Below are 13,685 nucleotides of genomic sequence, written 5' to 3'. Positions count from 1 at the left end.
ATGGAAGGATAGTGCTTTACTCTTAAATATTACTTTATACACCAGCTGGATTTAAAAGGCCGACCTAGGTCAATGTAGCGTTAAGAAAGCTTTTGGATTTGCGTTAAGGACAGATCCCCGAAGTGAAACGGCTTGGAGTTGTTTAGTAAATCCAAAAGCTTTTAGCGTAACATTGACCAAGTCTTGGGTTTTGCTTCTTTTGGCCAAGCAAACCCTCGAAGAGGTCTCTTGAATGCCTTTAAGTACAAACAATAAATGAAAAAAGAAGGAGAGCCGCCCGCCGATTAGGGCAAAAAGATAAAATATAGATACTAATGGTTTCTCATACAATTTGGAATTAGCGAGCAACGCACGGTATAAATTAATCCTTCTTTAAAATCAACCCTCTTCTTTAAAGCTTTGCCCAATCCGGCTTCCACTAAACACAAATTTACTTAGTTTGACTTTTTACTTTTGTCTTTTGACTTAACTAGGATATTTTTCGTTTATTTGTAATTCGAATTAACACGAACATATGAGTTGGTTTAAAAGAAATAAAGCAGGAATTAATACTGCAACAGAAAATAAAAAGGAAGCTCCAGACGGCATGTGGAATAAATGTCCCGCATGTAAAAAACCTCTTCTCAACTTAGAGCAAATTGAGAATAATTATGTATGTCAATATTGTGATTATCATATCCGGATTGGTTCTGCAGCCTATTTTTCGATCCTATTTGACAACAATTACTTCACGGAGTTATTTGCAAATTTAACAGCGGGTGACCCTTTAAATTTTGAGGATACTAAAGCTTACAAAGATAGACTGGTGGAAAGTCAGGCGAAAACAGGGCTCAAAGACGCTATCCGCTGTGCACACGGCAAAATAGAGGGACAGGATTTAGTAATCGCTTGTATGGATTTTACATTTATCGGAGGCTCTATGGGGTCTGTCGTCGGCGAAAAAATAGCCCGCTCCATAGATTACTGCATCGAACATAAGATCCCGTTCATGTTAATCTCCAAATCCGGAGGGGCCCGCATGATGGAAGCCGCTTTTTCGTTAATGCAAATGGCGAAGACATCTGCAAAATTAGCCTTATTGAGCCAAGCAAAGCTACCGTATATCTGTTTACTAACAGACCCTACAACAGGAGGTGTTACCGCATCCTATGCAATGTTAGGCGACATTAATATTGCAGAACCCGGCGCCTTAATTGGATTTGCTGGACCTCGGGTTATAAAAGAAACAATCAAAAAGGATCTTCCTAAAGGTTTCCAAACCTCCGAATTCGTTAAAGAGCACGGCTTTCTAGACTTCATTGTCGATAGGCGACAATTGAAGCAAAAAGTAGCCACATTTTTAAAATTAGTGGGATAAACATAAAGAAATGCTGTTCGTTTGAAGAGCATTTCTCCGATATAGGTCACAAGTATTTCCAGAAAGACCATATCTTCCGTTTTTTTAAATACTCCATGTTTTTTTCGTTTTTGTACGCTTCCCGTTCAAAAGAAATATTTAAATATGCTTGGCGGAAATGCCAATGTTTAAAAAAACGGAACATAAATTCTATCAAATACCACGTATAAAAGGGCACTATCAATAATTCTATAGCTTGTGAAATGTGAATTCGCTCGTGATTGAGTAAAGCTTCATCTTTTTTGAACGATTTATGAGCAAGGAAAACAATGGGGAATATCGTAATGGCACTTGCTTTCCCCGCAGAAAAGAAATACGTCCAAAATTTACTCACGATAATTATTCCCTTCATCTGTTATTTTTTGATTTTGCTCTGCCAGATGCGTGCCTACCGATTATAACTGTATATAAAAGCAAATTAAGAATTATATTTTTTTCTATTCGGTATTCGTGAATGCAAAGCATTTTATCTAAGTTTGTTAATTAATATATCGTAATATTAAAAAGTATGCCATACAAAGAGCGCGAAATAAACAAATTGTATTACACGATGGGTGAAGTTACTGAAATGTTTGATGTGAACGCCTCTCAAATACGTTTTTATGAGCGTGAATTTGACATTCTTCAACCTAAAAAGAATAAAAAAGGCAACCGTCTGTTTACGCAAGAGGACATCTCCAACCTTAAAATTATCTTCAATTTAGTAAAAGAAAAGGGCTACACCCTACAAGGTGCCCGAGAATTCCTACGTACAAACAAAAACGAGGCAAAGGAGAACCAACGCGTTATTGACTCTCTTGAACGACTGAAATCTTTTCTTTTGGAAGTACGAGACAGTTTATAATAAACTTTATCTTCCGGCCAGCTCTATGACCTCCAGATTTTCTATTCTACCACAATTGATATCGAAACGCATCAATGTACGCACTTGATGCCATCCTTGTTTACCGGCAGCACCGGGATTAAGATGTAGTAGTTGTAATTTGGGGTCGTACTGTACTTTCAAGATATGTGAATGCCCACAAATAAATAATTTGGGTGGATTAGCGACGATTTCGGGCTTGATGCGAGGTGCATATCTGCCCGGATAACCTCCAATATGCGTCATCCAAACATCTACTTCTTCACAGTCAAATCGTAAATGTTCAGGACATACCAGTTGCACGTCCTTTCCATCAATATTACCATATACTCCTCGAAAAGGCTTAAAAGCCGCCAATGTATCCACAATTTTAATCGACCCGAAGTCGCCAGCGTGCCATATTTCATCACACGAATCAAAATAGTTGAAAACAGCCTCATCTAAAAAATTGTGTGTATCAGAAAGCAAGCCAATTTTTTTCATTAGAATTACGTTTTTTTTTACTGTAACGACACTTGTCTGCTTACCGCGGACAGGTTTCATCCGTATATTATTAAGTATTATATCTTTCAACAGCTTTATAAAGACCATTTACAACGGAAATGGTGCAAAAAATATCTTCAGGCATTTATTATCGTCCCCTGACTTTTAAAATGCCAAAAAGAAATCTCGCAACAACTCCTTATACGATTGTGTATACAGATCTTTATCCTCATAAATAACCAAAGATGTGCTTGTTTTTGTTTCCGCTGTATCTTTTTTTAATGAAATAATAGTACGTATATATTCGGTATCAGGATAGGATTTAATCCTAACCTCCTCCACAAGTACTAAACCAACTGATTTTGCCATATCCGCGACCTCGATAGCCAATTCGCTGGGTAATATCAACTGCAGGATTCCATTTTCCCTCAGTGCTTGCACACTGAAATCAACTAAATTGTGAAAAAATGTAAGATCCGTATGTCGGGCTAACTTTTTACGGTCGTTAGGATTATGAAGCGCGTTGATATAAAAAGGTGGATTACTGACAATCAGATCATATTGACACGGAACTTCCATATCCTGGAAGGAACCTTGTATCACGTGCAACCTCTCTGCAAAGGGTGAGCGATTAAAATTAGACTGTGCACGTTGTGCTGCCTGGTCATCAATTTCTACGGCATCTACTTTTACGGTATCGAATCGTTGTGCTAACATTAATGCAATAACACCGGTACCCGTACCTATATCTAAAATATGTCCGGGATGCCTATGCTTTGCCAACGCACCGAGCAAAACACCGTCGGTGTTGATCTTCATCGCACATCCAGACTGATCTACTTCAAATCTTTTAAAACGAAATATGGATCCCATTCCCACAAATCTACTTATTTTTTAAGTTGAACTTCCTGAAAATTATAATTACTTTAGAGCAAAATCAATACATCATGTTGCGTATCGCCAAAGTTCTTGTTGCTCTTATTTCCCTGTTCAACTTTTGCAATTATTCCTATGCACAGTCATCTTGTGAAGAAGTTACTACTGCCTCTTTACAACGACTGGCACCATTATTGGAAAAAAATGATTTTTCACAGATCGAATCGATCATAACCACACTGGAAAGTGTATGTGGTAAAAGCGAATTTACATCACGTCTCCAACTTATGAGACAATTGATTCTAAAAGAGGATACACAACAAGAACTTGCTGCCTATCTCGAAAAGCATTACGACGAAATACTAGCACGTAGATACGACAATGCCGCAGAAAAAAATTATGCAACCATTTACGCCAAAGACAAGGAATCGTTTCATTTTATTCCATTGAACCACCCTGTAGATTCGCTTATACGTTTAAAAGCTACTGCCTTATTGAATTCTCCAAGTTATACCCTTTCGGAGCAGGAAGAGGCTATTAGCTTATTGTTTGCTGATGACATTGATGCATTCTATATACAACTAAACCGCCAACCGAAGCAAAAACCTGCCTTACAGTCCCATCAGGAATTAGAATTGAACAAGAACGGTATTGGATTTGCGTTATATGCTGGCGCATTCGGCACACTAGGAAAAAACAGTACTTTTTCTACTTCTCCTTCTTTTGGCGTATCCCTTATGTCTCCGTTGGCAAACCCATTTGTTTTTGAGCTTGCCCTCAAATTTAGGTTAAATACCAACGACAACTATTTTGAATTTAACGATAACGGTGTGATTAAGGACGTCAACTCCTCTTCTAGTTTCTTTTTTGGAGGTACGGCGGGATATAAAGTCATGGACAACGGCCCTTGGATTATCCTTCCCAAAGTAGGAGCCGGATTAGGTTTTATTAATACTGGATTATCTGAAACCACTTTTTACGATGGCGATTATTACGATGAAGGGAATGGTTCTTCTGGAATCCAGTACAACAACGCAAATACATTTCATACGTTTATAGGCGTAGCGCTGATGAGACACGTGAAAGGGAGAAAATTTATCGGACTTGAAGCGGGATATCATTATATCCCCTATAATTGGGACAAAGACCTGATTACGCACATACAACCTCGTTATTGGAGTCTGGAATTGTTTCTCAAATTATAAAATCGAAGTGTTTTTTGAAGGGGTTAATAAATAAAAAGAAGGATTAATTTATACAGTGCGTTGCTCGCTAATTCCAAATTGTATGAGAAACCATTAATATCTATATTTTATCTTTTTGCCCTCATCGGCGGGCGGCTCTCCTTCTTTTGCTTGGCCAAAAGAAGCAAAACCCAAGACTTGGTCAATGTTACGCTAAAAGCTTTTGGATTTACTAAACAGCTCCAAGACGTTTCACTTGGGGGATCTGTTCTTAACGCAAATCCAAAAGCTTTCTTAACGCTACGTCGACCTAGGTCGCCCTTTTTAATCCAGCTGAAGTAAAAATTAAATGTAATAAAGCACTATCCTTACATGTACGACAAATGTCGCCTTGGCGGGTCGCCAACAGCAGGAATGGTGATCCGTTCTGGCGAGCCGGCACAGCGACGACTTTTGCTTCTTTTGGGAGAAAAGAAGAAAGCCTTGCCACGGCGAGTGGCGGAAAGACGGTGAAATGGGAAATTTTAAAATTGTATAAAAAATAGGTTCGTTTTTATCCCCTCTTTAAAAACTAATTCTTCAACAACCGCTGAATTTCATCCAATTTCATCAATGCTTCAACTGGTGTCAGGGTATTAACATCTAAATTATTGAGCATATCCCTTATTTTTTCCAATACTGGATCGTCTATCGCAAACATCTGTAATTGGTATGCTTGCTTTTGGATTTTACGCATGCTATCTTTTATTTTCTCTCCGCCGGTGCGCTCTTGCTCCAAACGTTTTAAAATCTCATTAGCACGGCCTATTAATCGTGGTGGCATACCCGCAAGCTTCGCTACATGAATACCGAAACTATGTTCAGATCCACCAGGCATAAGCTTACGCAGGAAGATCACTTTGTTATTGATTTCTTTTACGGTGACATTAAAGTTCTTCACTCGTAACATGGACGTACTTAGTTCGTTCAATTCGTGATAATGCGTAGCAAATAGTGTTTTTGCCCGAGCTGTCGGATGGTTATGCAAAAATTCGGCTATCGCCCAAGCAATCGAAATACCATCATATGTGCTGGTACCCCGACCAATTTCATCCAACAGGATCAGGCTGCGATCCGACAGATTGTTCATGATGCTCGCAGTCTCATTCATCTCTACCATGAATGTAGATTCGCCGGACGACAGATTATCTGAAGCCCCCACACGAGTAAAAATCTTATCTACCAATCCAATATGTGCCTCTTTAGCCGGGACGAACGAACCGATCTGTGCCATCAAGACAATCAGGCCTGTCTGACGCAATAATGCTGATTTACCTGCCATATTCGGCCCTGTGATGATGATAATTTGCTGTATATCAGGATCCAGATAAGTATCGTTGGTGATGTAATCTTCACCGATAGGAAGATTGCGCTCTATCACAGGATGACGACCTCCCTTTATATCCAACAGTCTGTCTTCCGTAATCTCGGGCTTTACGTAATAGTTCTTATCTGCGATAATCGCAAAATTAAGCAAGACATCCAATTTAGCAATCAATTGCGCGTTAAGCTGAATAGGCTTTATATATGCCGCTATAGCAACTAACAATTCCGCATATAGCCGGTTTTCGATAACCTGAATTTTTTCTTCAGCACCTAATATCTGATCTTCATATTCTTTTAGTTCTTCTGTAATATAACGTTCGGCATTGACTAGGGTCTGTTTACGAATCCAACCTTCCGGCACCTTATCTTTATGTGTATTGGTCACTTCAAGATAATACCCAAATACATTATTAAAGGATATTTTTAATGATGGAATACCCGTTAATTCAGATTCTCTACGTTGTATTTCTAATAGATAATCCTTCCCACCAAATGCAACTCGTCTCAATTTATCCAGATCGACATCGATACCATCCGCCATTACATTGCCCTTATTCAAGGCTACAGGAGGTTCGGGAAAAACCTCTTTTTCGATCTTATCACGAATAATCGAACAGGTGTTCAACTGTTCGGAAATAATTCGCAATGATTCAGATTCAGATACATTTGTCAACTCCTTTAGCTTCTCAATAGCAAAAAGCGATCGTTTAAGCTGTATAATTTCACGTGGATTTGCTTTTTGAAGCCCGATCTTACTGATGAGTCTTTCCAGATCACCCACTAATTTAATCTCTCGAATTAACTCATCCCGTAATTCCTTATTTTGATGAAAGTATTCAACCACATTCAAACGCTCTTGAATAGATTTTTTATCCTTCAAAGGCATTACAATCCATCTTTTGAGTAAACGCGCACCCATTGGTGAAGAGGTATCGTCCAATACATCAGATAACGTAACAGCATTTTCATTTGCCGAACCGATCAATTCTAGGTTTCGAATGGTGAAACGATCTAACCACATGTAGCGGTCCTCTTCTATTCGCGATATATTGGAAATATGTTGCAGATTACGGTGTTCTGTTTCATTCAGATAATGTAATGCAACACCTGCTGAAATAATACCCAATGGCATCCGGTCAATACCAAATCCCTTCATGGAGTTGACTTCAAAATGTTTCTGAAGCGCTTCCTCTGCATAATCTCCCGTATAAGGCCATTCGTCAAGTAGATAAGTATAATAAGAGTTCCCAAAATCTGCGATAAAATCTTTATTCTGCTTTTTGGGCATAATAACCTCAGTAGGCTTAAAACCCTGCAACAATTTATCGATATAGCTAATGCTACCCTGTGCAACAAGAAATTCTCCAGTGGATATATCTAAGAATGCCACGCCTACCTGCGTCTTATCTATAAATAAGGAAGCTAGGTAATTGTTTGATTTTTGTTGGACGATATTATCATTATAAGATACACCTGGTGTTACCAATTGAGTTACACCACGTTTTACAATAGTCTTCGTCTGTTTCGGATCTTCCAATTGGTCGCAGATAGCCACACGTTGGCCAGCGCGCACCAATTTTGGCAAATAAGTTTCCAACGAGTGATGAGGAAAACCCGCCAGCGCCGTTTCTGATTCGCTCCCGTTCCCCCTCTTGGTTAATACGATACCTAAAATCCCTGCTGCCTTAATTGCGTCCTCACCAAAAGTCTCGTAAAAATCACCAACCCTAAACAACAGTAAAGTACCCGGATATTTGGTCTTAATGCTGTTGTACTGTTGCATTAACGGAGTTTCTTTCTTTGCCTTTGCCAATGGTTCTGTGCTTTTAAATAAGCTGTAAAAATAGGAGAATTGCGGGGATTTAGCAAGGGAATAATATCCATGTAGCACATGCCACACAAACGTGAATGATTACAATTAACTTCATGAGCTCGTTCCACTCAGTTTGGATATTCCAAATGACCGTTAAAAAGACAAATACAATTATATCGTGATGGTGCCTATGTAGACACTGTCAATCCTACGGCTGCTATGGTCGGTTGCTACAAAACCCAGGTGCACATGATAGATTGTGTCGACATCATTGATCCGAGGGATCCTTATCTGTTCTTTTTTGTCATCCATAGCTTTATCTAGGATGTTTCCATTAAATGTAAGTTCGTCGTCCGACATGAATAAAAGCAAGGAGCGGAATCCTGCCAAATGCAAATCCGTAACAATCGTCTTGTCGTAATCCCAATCACAGGTCAGTATATCATCTTCGTAAGTCAAAGTCACTTCATTTAAGGGAGATGGGATGCCTTTGCTGATACGTAGTGCACTGTGGTCAATGTAAAATCCTTCTTCGTCACTGCGGACGGCATTCGTCAAGGTGTAGGACATAGCAGAGTTGAATGCCGTTTGGTTTTCCTTATAATTATGAAATCCGAGCCTTAATGCCACCGTCAAATTGCTTAGAAAGCGCTGTACATAGGCAAATTTACCCCTATTCTTGGTTTCATCTGAGGAAAGTTTCCGGTTTTTATTGACGCGTGGTCTAGTCCTTACGCAGTCTATTCCTTTCCATTGATAAAATACATGCGGCCCTACTTTTCCTACAACAGAGCCATTGAGTCCTTTTTTTGTTCTTCCCATGGTGATTTTCAAGTTTAATTAGTTGACACTAATATACGATATGCAGGAGACAAATTATAATCATTTTAGCTATTAAGAGGTAAAATAGAAGTATATCACTCATATTTAATAGGTATTTTACTCGCTTTAATCCGAATGAAGTCCGTATAAAGTACGGATGAAATCCGAATAAAGTACCTGTTATTAGATAAGCAATAGCAATATTGGGGGACAACTGTGGCGAATATTGCTCAAGATTAGTAAAGCGCATGATAAAATTATTTAGTTTTGCTAACTCAAAGTAAAGTCTGATGGCTATCAAACGCGCGAATTCAAGAAAAAGAAATAAAATAAAATCTCCTTCCCTAAAAAAGAAGATTTTGAAATGGACACTACGTATCGTGGGGGGATTCTTCGCATTTACTATCTTTTGGGTACTTCTTCTTATTGTTATGAATCCGCCGATCACGTATCTTCAACTCCAGCGTGCATTCGAACGAAAAGCTGCGGGAAAAGATTGGAAAATAGTTAAGGAGTGGCTAGATTATGAGGACATTTCTGACAATCTAAAACGCGCCGCTCTAGCGGGAGAAGATGCGCACTTCATGACACATAATGGCTTTGATACGAAAGCCATCAAAGAGGCCCTAGAGAAGAACAAGGAAGGAAAAAAATTACGAGGGGGTAGCACCATCAGCCAACAGGTAGCCAAAAACGTATTCCTATGGCCTGAAAGATCGTGGTTACGTAAAGGATTAGAAACTTATTTCACCGTATTGATTGAAATATTTTGGAGTAAAAAACGTATTCTAGAAGTATATCTTAATGTGATTGAAATGGGACAAGGGGTATATGGTGCAGAAGCCGCATCCAGATACTATTTTTACAAATCAGGAAAAAGCCTAAGCAAAAAGGAAGCAGCATTAATTATAGCGATCTTACCGAGTCCCCAAAAATGGGACGCTCGCAATCCATCAAACTACGTAAATCGTAGAGCTAATAATATTGTTAGGTATTTAAGCTATTATAGCATCCCCGAATAAAACCTTCATGACTACCGGCAATACCGATAGTCATGAAGATTCCTGACCACACTTTCAGAAAAAATGCTAGAATATCACGCATACAGGTTGTCCGATTGCAATTCTCTTCTTGCTATCTGTAAGTGCACCTGTTTTGGTATTGCGATTAAAAACCACAATTTCGTCGGACTGCTGATTCGTTACCAGCACAAATTTTCCTTCTGGAGAGAAGTTAAAATTTCGAGGTGATTTCCCTTCTACGGAATATACATTCTTTTGTGTTAGAAGTCCATTTTTCAGAATTTTATAATGGACGATAACATCTGCCTCACCTCTATTAGTAGCATACAGATATTTTCCATCCGGAGATATCTTCACATCTGCTCCTCCCTGTTCTCCAGTAAATCCTTCCGCATAAACAGGCAACGTTTGACGGAGTTGCCATTGTCCATTACTTTTTTGATAAACCGCAACCTCACCGGTAAGTTCCGCCAGTGCGTAAATGGTAGCGGCATCTTCCGAAATAGCAACGTGACGGGGGCCGGATCCGCCTTTTAACTTAATTCCCCCTACTTGTTGAAATGCGTAATCTGTACCAGTATTTACAATGTTATATTCCACGACTCGATCCGATCCCAAGTCCGACACATACAGCCTATCTCCCGTTACATTAAAAAATGCGGAGTGGACATGGGACCTTTTTTGTCTTTCGACATTTGGCCCCGTACCCTCGAACTGGATAAAATCTTCCTTTTTATGAAGAGAACCATCGGCATTCAACGAATATAAGACCAACGACCCGCTGCTGTAATTGGATACCACCAGCACAGGCTCTCGAACTCCTAGGGCAACATGACAGGGGTGCATTCCTTCTGTTGACAACTGATTTAACACGTCAAATTGTGAATCGGAAAATTTCAAAGCAGACACCTTTCCGTTGTCGTCTTCGTTAACCGCATAGATATATTGCGCACTACGCGCTAAGAAGGAAGGGTTATCGGTTTTAAGATAGGACTCCATGGTGGCATCGCCACTAGAAACATCAAAGCTGTACAGATATACACCCTCACTATTTCCTTTATGCGTGTAGGTTCCAACAAAAAGGGGGATAACCTGTGCGCTTCCGGATTTTAGTATAACGCTCATTGCAACAAGAATTAAAAAATATTTCATATGTATATAATTTGCCTTTTAACGGCCATATGGAATATTCACTTTAATCTAAGTGAATATTCCATACTTAAAATTAGTAATAATTCAATCGGTTTTCGTCAATTTCATTTACAAATCTCACATCAGAGACGAGAAATGAACTTTACGCCGGATTCTATACGTTAAAATTCGTTAAACAGCAGCATTATAGCATTCTGAAATTTTATCTTCGTAGCATACGGATACGTACTGATACAAGTCGGCTTACACTTGTGCAGAAAATAAATCTGCTTTTACAAATAATTCTGATATTTTTGTATCTATAATGCTGAGACACAAAATTAACGGACAATAAGGTACAGTAGCAAATAAAAAATGCTGAATTATAATATACCGGCATAAAATAAAAAATTAAGGAACAACGAACACATGAAAAAATACATAGGATTAACTATTTTATTACTTACAGCGGCATTTTCATCTTTTTCCCAAGAAAGACTTGTTGATCGTATAGTGGCTACCGTAGGTAATAGTACAATCTTACAATCCGATCTAGAAATGCAGTATGCACAGGCTCTAGCAGAAGGAGGCAAACCTGACGAGGCCATGAAATGTGCGATTCTTCAGCAGTTGCTAACTCAAAAACTCTTGGCTCAACAGGCCGTAATTGATTCGATAGAAGTCTCTGAATCGCAAGTGGATGATGAATTAAATAGAAGAATTCGTTTCATGACACAACGAGCAGGAGGTAAGGAAAATCTAGAATCATTTTTGAACCGATCCCTATTACAACACAAGGAAGAGATGAGACCTAGTGTAGCGGAACTTTTACAAGCACAGCGCATGCAGCAAACTATCGTTTCTAAAATTGATGTAACGCCTCAAGAAGTAAAAAAATATTTCGAGAGCTTAGATGCCGATAGTCTTCCTTATTTTGACACAGAGATTGAATATGCACAATTAATTGTGAACCCAATCCTGACCAAAGAAGAGAAGCAAACATTTAAAGATAAAGCGGAAGGCTATCGTCAGCAAGTCGTAAATGGTTCAGACTTTGGTACTATCGCCCGTCTATATTCTGAAGATGGTTCTGCTCCCAGTGGTGGTGATTTAGGATTTGCAACACGCGAATCATACGTAAAAGAGTTTTCCGCTCAAGCATTTAGACTGAAAGAAGGTGAGATATCCCCTGTGTTCGAAACACAATATGGATTTCACTTCTTACAGGTACTCGCTAGACGGGGTGAAGAAGTAAATGTAAGGCATGTACTCGTAAAAACAAAACCGACATCGGCTGCTCTTGAGCGTACTAAGGCCAAAATTGACAGTATTTACGACAAAATAACGACCGGAAAGATCGATTTTACTACTGCAGCTTCTCTGTATTCCGATGACAATTTTACTAAATATAATGGTGGGGTAGTGACAAGTGAATACGACGGTTCTACTTTGATTCCGGTAACGCAATTAAATGACGTGACTGTATTTAACGCCATCGATCCATTGAAGGCGAGAGAAACTTCTAAATCCGTTTTGGTAACTGACAAAAGAACTGGTGAAACATCTTACGCGTTATACTACTTAAAATCACGTATCCCTCCGCATAAGGCAAGTTTAGAACAAGATTTTACAAAAATCAAAGAAGCGGCTAAACAAAACAAAACGAACATCAAATTGAGCGAATGGTTTGAGACACGAAAAGACAACACTTTTATAGATGTAAATTCGGATTTCATGACCTGCCAAGAATTGGAAGACTGGGTAAGCACGGGAAAAGTTGCAAAAAACTAGTCAAAAGGTACTAACAACAAAAAGGGAATGATTTTTAATCATTCCCTTTTTTGTTGCTGCTATCGTTCAAATAACATCTCAATAATCACACGCCACTGATAGTCGTCTTTCAATTGCCAGACACGAATATAATTGAATTTCGTGGCTTTATCTTTGGAATGGACTGTTGCCGTGCCCGAAGTAAAAGCAAACTCTCCACTATATGCCCGTCCTACTTCTGCAGGATCTGTTACGATCTCATATCGTTGCTTCTTCAAAAAGGAAAGCACATCTGTTTTGCCTTCTATTTCTTCCTGCCAAGGATAATAAAAACGAACATCATCTGCTAAGAACTCTTTATACGCTGTTTCATTATTTGCTTTCAAAATAGTCGAAAACAATTCATCCGTCTGAAAAACGATATCTTCTCGTTGTTTCAGCCGTACTTGAGACCGGTGCTTTAAATACCAGGAATCGTCGGGTTCGAAATAGATAAGGTCGCTAGCCGCTTTTTTTCCGAAATTCTCTACCTCCGCACGTACGGCTATTTTCCAATCACCCTTCTTTCCTCTTTTCCAAACAGTCAAATATTGTCCATGGCGTTTAACGGCTCCTACTTTTTGAAATTCCATTTTTCCGGAAGTCAACCCCCAATCCAAACTTCTAGAAACGATCGCAAAATTAGGCTCCCATAGCATCACATCGGGAATATTAGGCCGATTACTCAAATAATTAAATGCATTTACTGCGGAAGGCACATAAAAGATAGATTCTTTATCAATTATTGACATGAACGCAGCATGGGGATTTTGCATCTTTGATATTGCAGCAGCGCTTTTATCGGCTGCTATAAGTCCTCCTACTTTATCCGGAAGCTGCCCATACAACGATGTGAAGGAAGTAAGGCCTACAAAAAGACAGGCGTTAAACAAGAAATTAAAATTCATATTTTTCTGAACTA

At 39.0% G+C, this 13,685-nt stretch carries 13 protein-coding genes and 1 pseudogene; 7 read left to right on the top strand and 7 right to left on the bottom strand.

Going from position 1 to position 13,685, the window contains the following annotated elements; all coding sequences use genetic code 11:
• The first annotated feature begins 514 nt into the window (after positions 1-514).
• A complete protein-coding gene (gene accD, locus C4F40_RS02040; RefSeq protein ID WP_196937705.1) occupies positions 515-1,357 on the top strand; it encodes an acetyl-CoA carboxylase, carboxyltransferase subunit beta in 843 nt (280 codons plus the stop codon).
• A gap of 46 nt (positions 1,358-1,403) precedes the next feature.
• On the opposite strand, the gene C4F40_RS02035 is transcribed toward accD, so the two are convergent.
• Positions 1,404-1,748, bottom strand: a complete 345-nt coding sequence (locus tag C4F40_RS02035; RefSeq protein ID WP_231389888.1) for a hypothetical protein — start codon at positions 1,746-1,748, stop codon at positions 1,404-1,406.
• Between the two features lie 156 nt (positions 1,749-1,904).
• Here C4F40_RS02035 and C4F40_RS02030 point away from each other — a divergent pair, with 156 nt between their 5' ends.
• Positions 1,905-2,240, top strand: a complete 336-nt coding sequence (locus tag C4F40_RS02030; RefSeq protein WP_196937704.1) for a MerR family transcriptional regulator — start codon at positions 1,905-1,907, stop codon at positions 2,238-2,240.
• A gap of 6 nt (positions 2,241-2,246) precedes the next feature.
• Here C4F40_RS02030 and C4F40_RS02025 read toward each other — a convergent pair whose 3' ends face one another.
• Both C4F40_RS02025 and C4F40_RS02020 read right to left on the bottom strand, forming a co-directional pair.
• Positions 2,247-2,741: a metallophosphoesterase family protein gene (locus C4F40_RS02025; RefSeq protein WP_196937703.1), complete on the bottom strand. Its 495-nt coding sequence runs from the start codon at positions 2,739-2,741 to the stop codon at positions 2,247-2,249.
• Positions 2,742-2,906: 165 nt separating this feature from the next.
• On the bottom strand, positions 2,907-3,614 hold the full coding sequence (locus C4F40_RS02020; RefSeq protein WP_196937702.1) for a tRNA1(Val) (adenine(37)-N6)-methyltransferase: 708 nt from the start codon (positions 3,612-3,614) through the stop codon (positions 2,907-2,909).
• A gap of 74 nt (positions 3,615-3,688) precedes the next feature.
• Between C4F40_RS02020 and C4F40_RS02015 the strand changes: the two genes are divergently transcribed.
• The gene (locus C4F40_RS02015; protein ID WP_196937701.1) at positions 3,689-4,822 is read left to right on the top strand and encodes a hypothetical protein; all 1,134 of its coding nucleotides are present in this window, start codon (positions 3,689-3,691) and stop codon (positions 4,820-4,822) included.
• Between the two features lie 362 nt (positions 4,823-5,184).
• The gene (locus C4F40_RS02010) at positions 5,185-5,346 is read left to right on the top strand and encodes a hypothetical protein (RefSeq protein ID WP_196937700.1); all 162 of its coding nucleotides are present in this window, start codon (positions 5,185-5,187) and stop codon (positions 5,344-5,346) included.
• A 26-nt stretch (positions 5,347-5,372) separates the two neighbouring features.
• On the opposite strand, the gene mutS is transcribed toward C4F40_RS02010, so the two are convergent.
• Both mutS and C4F40_RS02000 read right to left on the bottom strand, forming a co-directional pair.
• Complete coding sequence (gene mutS / locus C4F40_RS02005; protein ID WP_231389887.1) at positions 5,373-7,979, bottom strand: DNA mismatch repair protein MutS; 2,607 nt, start codon at positions 7,977-7,979, stop codon at positions 5,373-5,375.
• 171 nt (positions 7,980-8,150) lie between these two features.
• Entirely contained in the window at positions 8,151-8,801 is a 651-nt protein-coding gene (locus C4F40_RS02000; RefSeq protein WP_196937699.1) for a DUF6266 family protein, read from the bottom strand.
• A 290-nt stretch (positions 8,802-9,091) separates the two neighbouring features.
• Here C4F40_RS02000 and mtgA point away from each other — a divergent pair, with 290 nt between their 5' ends.
• Positions 9,092-9,823 (top strand): monofunctional biosynthetic peptidoglycan transglycosylase, encoded by a 732-nt coding sequence (mtgA, locus tag C4F40_RS01995; protein ID WP_196937698.1) that lies wholly within the window; start codon positions 9,092-9,094, stop codon positions 9,821-9,823.
• A 66-nt stretch (positions 9,824-9,889) separates the two neighbouring features.
• Here mtgA and C4F40_RS01990 read toward each other — a convergent pair whose 3' ends face one another.
• On the bottom strand, positions 9,890-10,948 hold the full coding sequence (locus C4F40_RS01990; protein WP_196937697.1) for a lactonase family protein: 1,059 nt from the start codon (positions 10,946-10,948) through the stop codon (positions 9,890-9,892).
• Between the two features lie 432 nt (positions 10,949-11,380).
• Here C4F40_RS01990 and C4F40_RS21705 point away from each other — a divergent pair.
• Both C4F40_RS21705 and C4F40_RS01985 read left to right on the top strand, forming a co-directional pair.
• A pseudogene (locus C4F40_RS21705) lies at positions 11,381-11,737 on the top strand (SurA N-terminal domain-containing protein); the annotation flags it as partial.
• Positions 11,738-11,758: 21 nt separating this feature from the next.
• Positions 11,759-12,745, top strand: a complete 987-nt coding sequence (locus C4F40_RS01985; RefSeq protein ID WP_313785369.1) for a peptidylprolyl isomerase — start codon at positions 11,759-11,761, stop codon at positions 12,743-12,745.
• A gap of 59 nt (positions 12,746-12,804) precedes the next feature.
• Here C4F40_RS01985 and C4F40_RS01980 read toward each other — a convergent pair whose 3' ends face one another.
• Positions 12,805-13,671: a DUF4440 domain-containing protein gene (locus C4F40_RS01980; RefSeq protein ID WP_196937695.1), complete on the bottom strand. Its 867-nt coding sequence runs from the start codon at positions 13,669-13,671 to the stop codon at positions 12,805-12,807.
• Positions 13,672-13,685 lie beyond the last annotated feature (14 nt).

The sequence above is a fragment of the Sphingobacterium pedocola genome (assembly GCF_015209965.1).
Lineage (GTDB): Bacteria > Bacteroidota > Bacteroidia > Sphingobacteriales > Sphingobacteriaceae > Sphingobacterium > Sphingobacterium pedocola.
This window is presented reverse-complemented; position numbering and strand designations above follow the sequence as displayed.

What these genes read in the sequence shown, in the direction of transcription:
- C4F40_RS02010 (WP_196937700.1), top strand. Translation starts at nt 5,185, where the DNA reads ATGTCGCCTTGGCGGGTCGCCAACAGCAGGAATGGTGATCCGTTCTGG.
- C4F40_RS01980 (WP_196937695.1), bottom strand. Translation starts at nt 13,671, where the DNA reads ATGAATTTTAATTTCTTGTTTAACGCCTGTCTTTTTGTAGGCCTTACT.
- C4F40_RS01990 (WP_196937697.1), bottom strand. Translation starts at nt 10,948, where the DNA reads ATGAGCGTTATACTAAAATCCGGAAGCGCACAGGTTATCCCCCTTTTT.
- C4F40_RS02000 (WP_196937699.1), bottom strand. Translation starts at nt 8,801, where the DNA reads ATGGGAAGAACAAAAAAAGGACTCAATGGCTCTGTTGTAGGAAAAGTA.
- C4F40_RS02035 (WP_231389888.1), bottom strand. Translation starts at nt 1,748, where the DNA reads ATGAAGGGAATAATTATCGTGAGTAAATTTTGGACGTATTTCTTTTCT.
- C4F40_RS02015 (WP_196937701.1), top strand. Translation starts at nt 3,689, where the DNA reads ATGTTGCGTATCGCCAAAGTTCTTGTTGCTCTTATTTCCCTGTTCAAC.
- mtgA (WP_196937698.1), top strand. Translation starts at nt 9,092, where the DNA reads ATGGCTATCAAACGCGCGAATTCAAGAAAAAGAAATAAAATAAAATCT.
- C4F40_RS02030 (WP_196937704.1), top strand. Translation starts at nt 1,905, where the DNA reads ATGCCATACAAAGAGCGCGAAATAAACAAATTGTATTACACGATGGGT.
- C4F40_RS02020 (WP_196937702.1), bottom strand. Translation starts at nt 3,614, where the DNA reads ATGGGATCCATATTTCGTTTTAAAAGATTTGAAGTAGATCAGTCTGGA.
- C4F40_RS02025 (WP_196937703.1), bottom strand. Translation starts at nt 2,741, where the DNA reads ATGAAAAAAATTGGCTTGCTTTCTGATACACACAATTTTTTAGATGAG.
- accD (WP_196937705.1), top strand. Translation starts at nt 515, where the DNA reads ATGAGTTGGTTTAAAAGAAATAAAGCAGGAATTAATACTGCAACAGAA.
- C4F40_RS01985 (WP_313785369.1), top strand. Translation starts at nt 11,759, where the DNA reads ATGAGACCTAGTGTAGCGGAACTTTTACAAGCACAGCGCATGCAGCAA.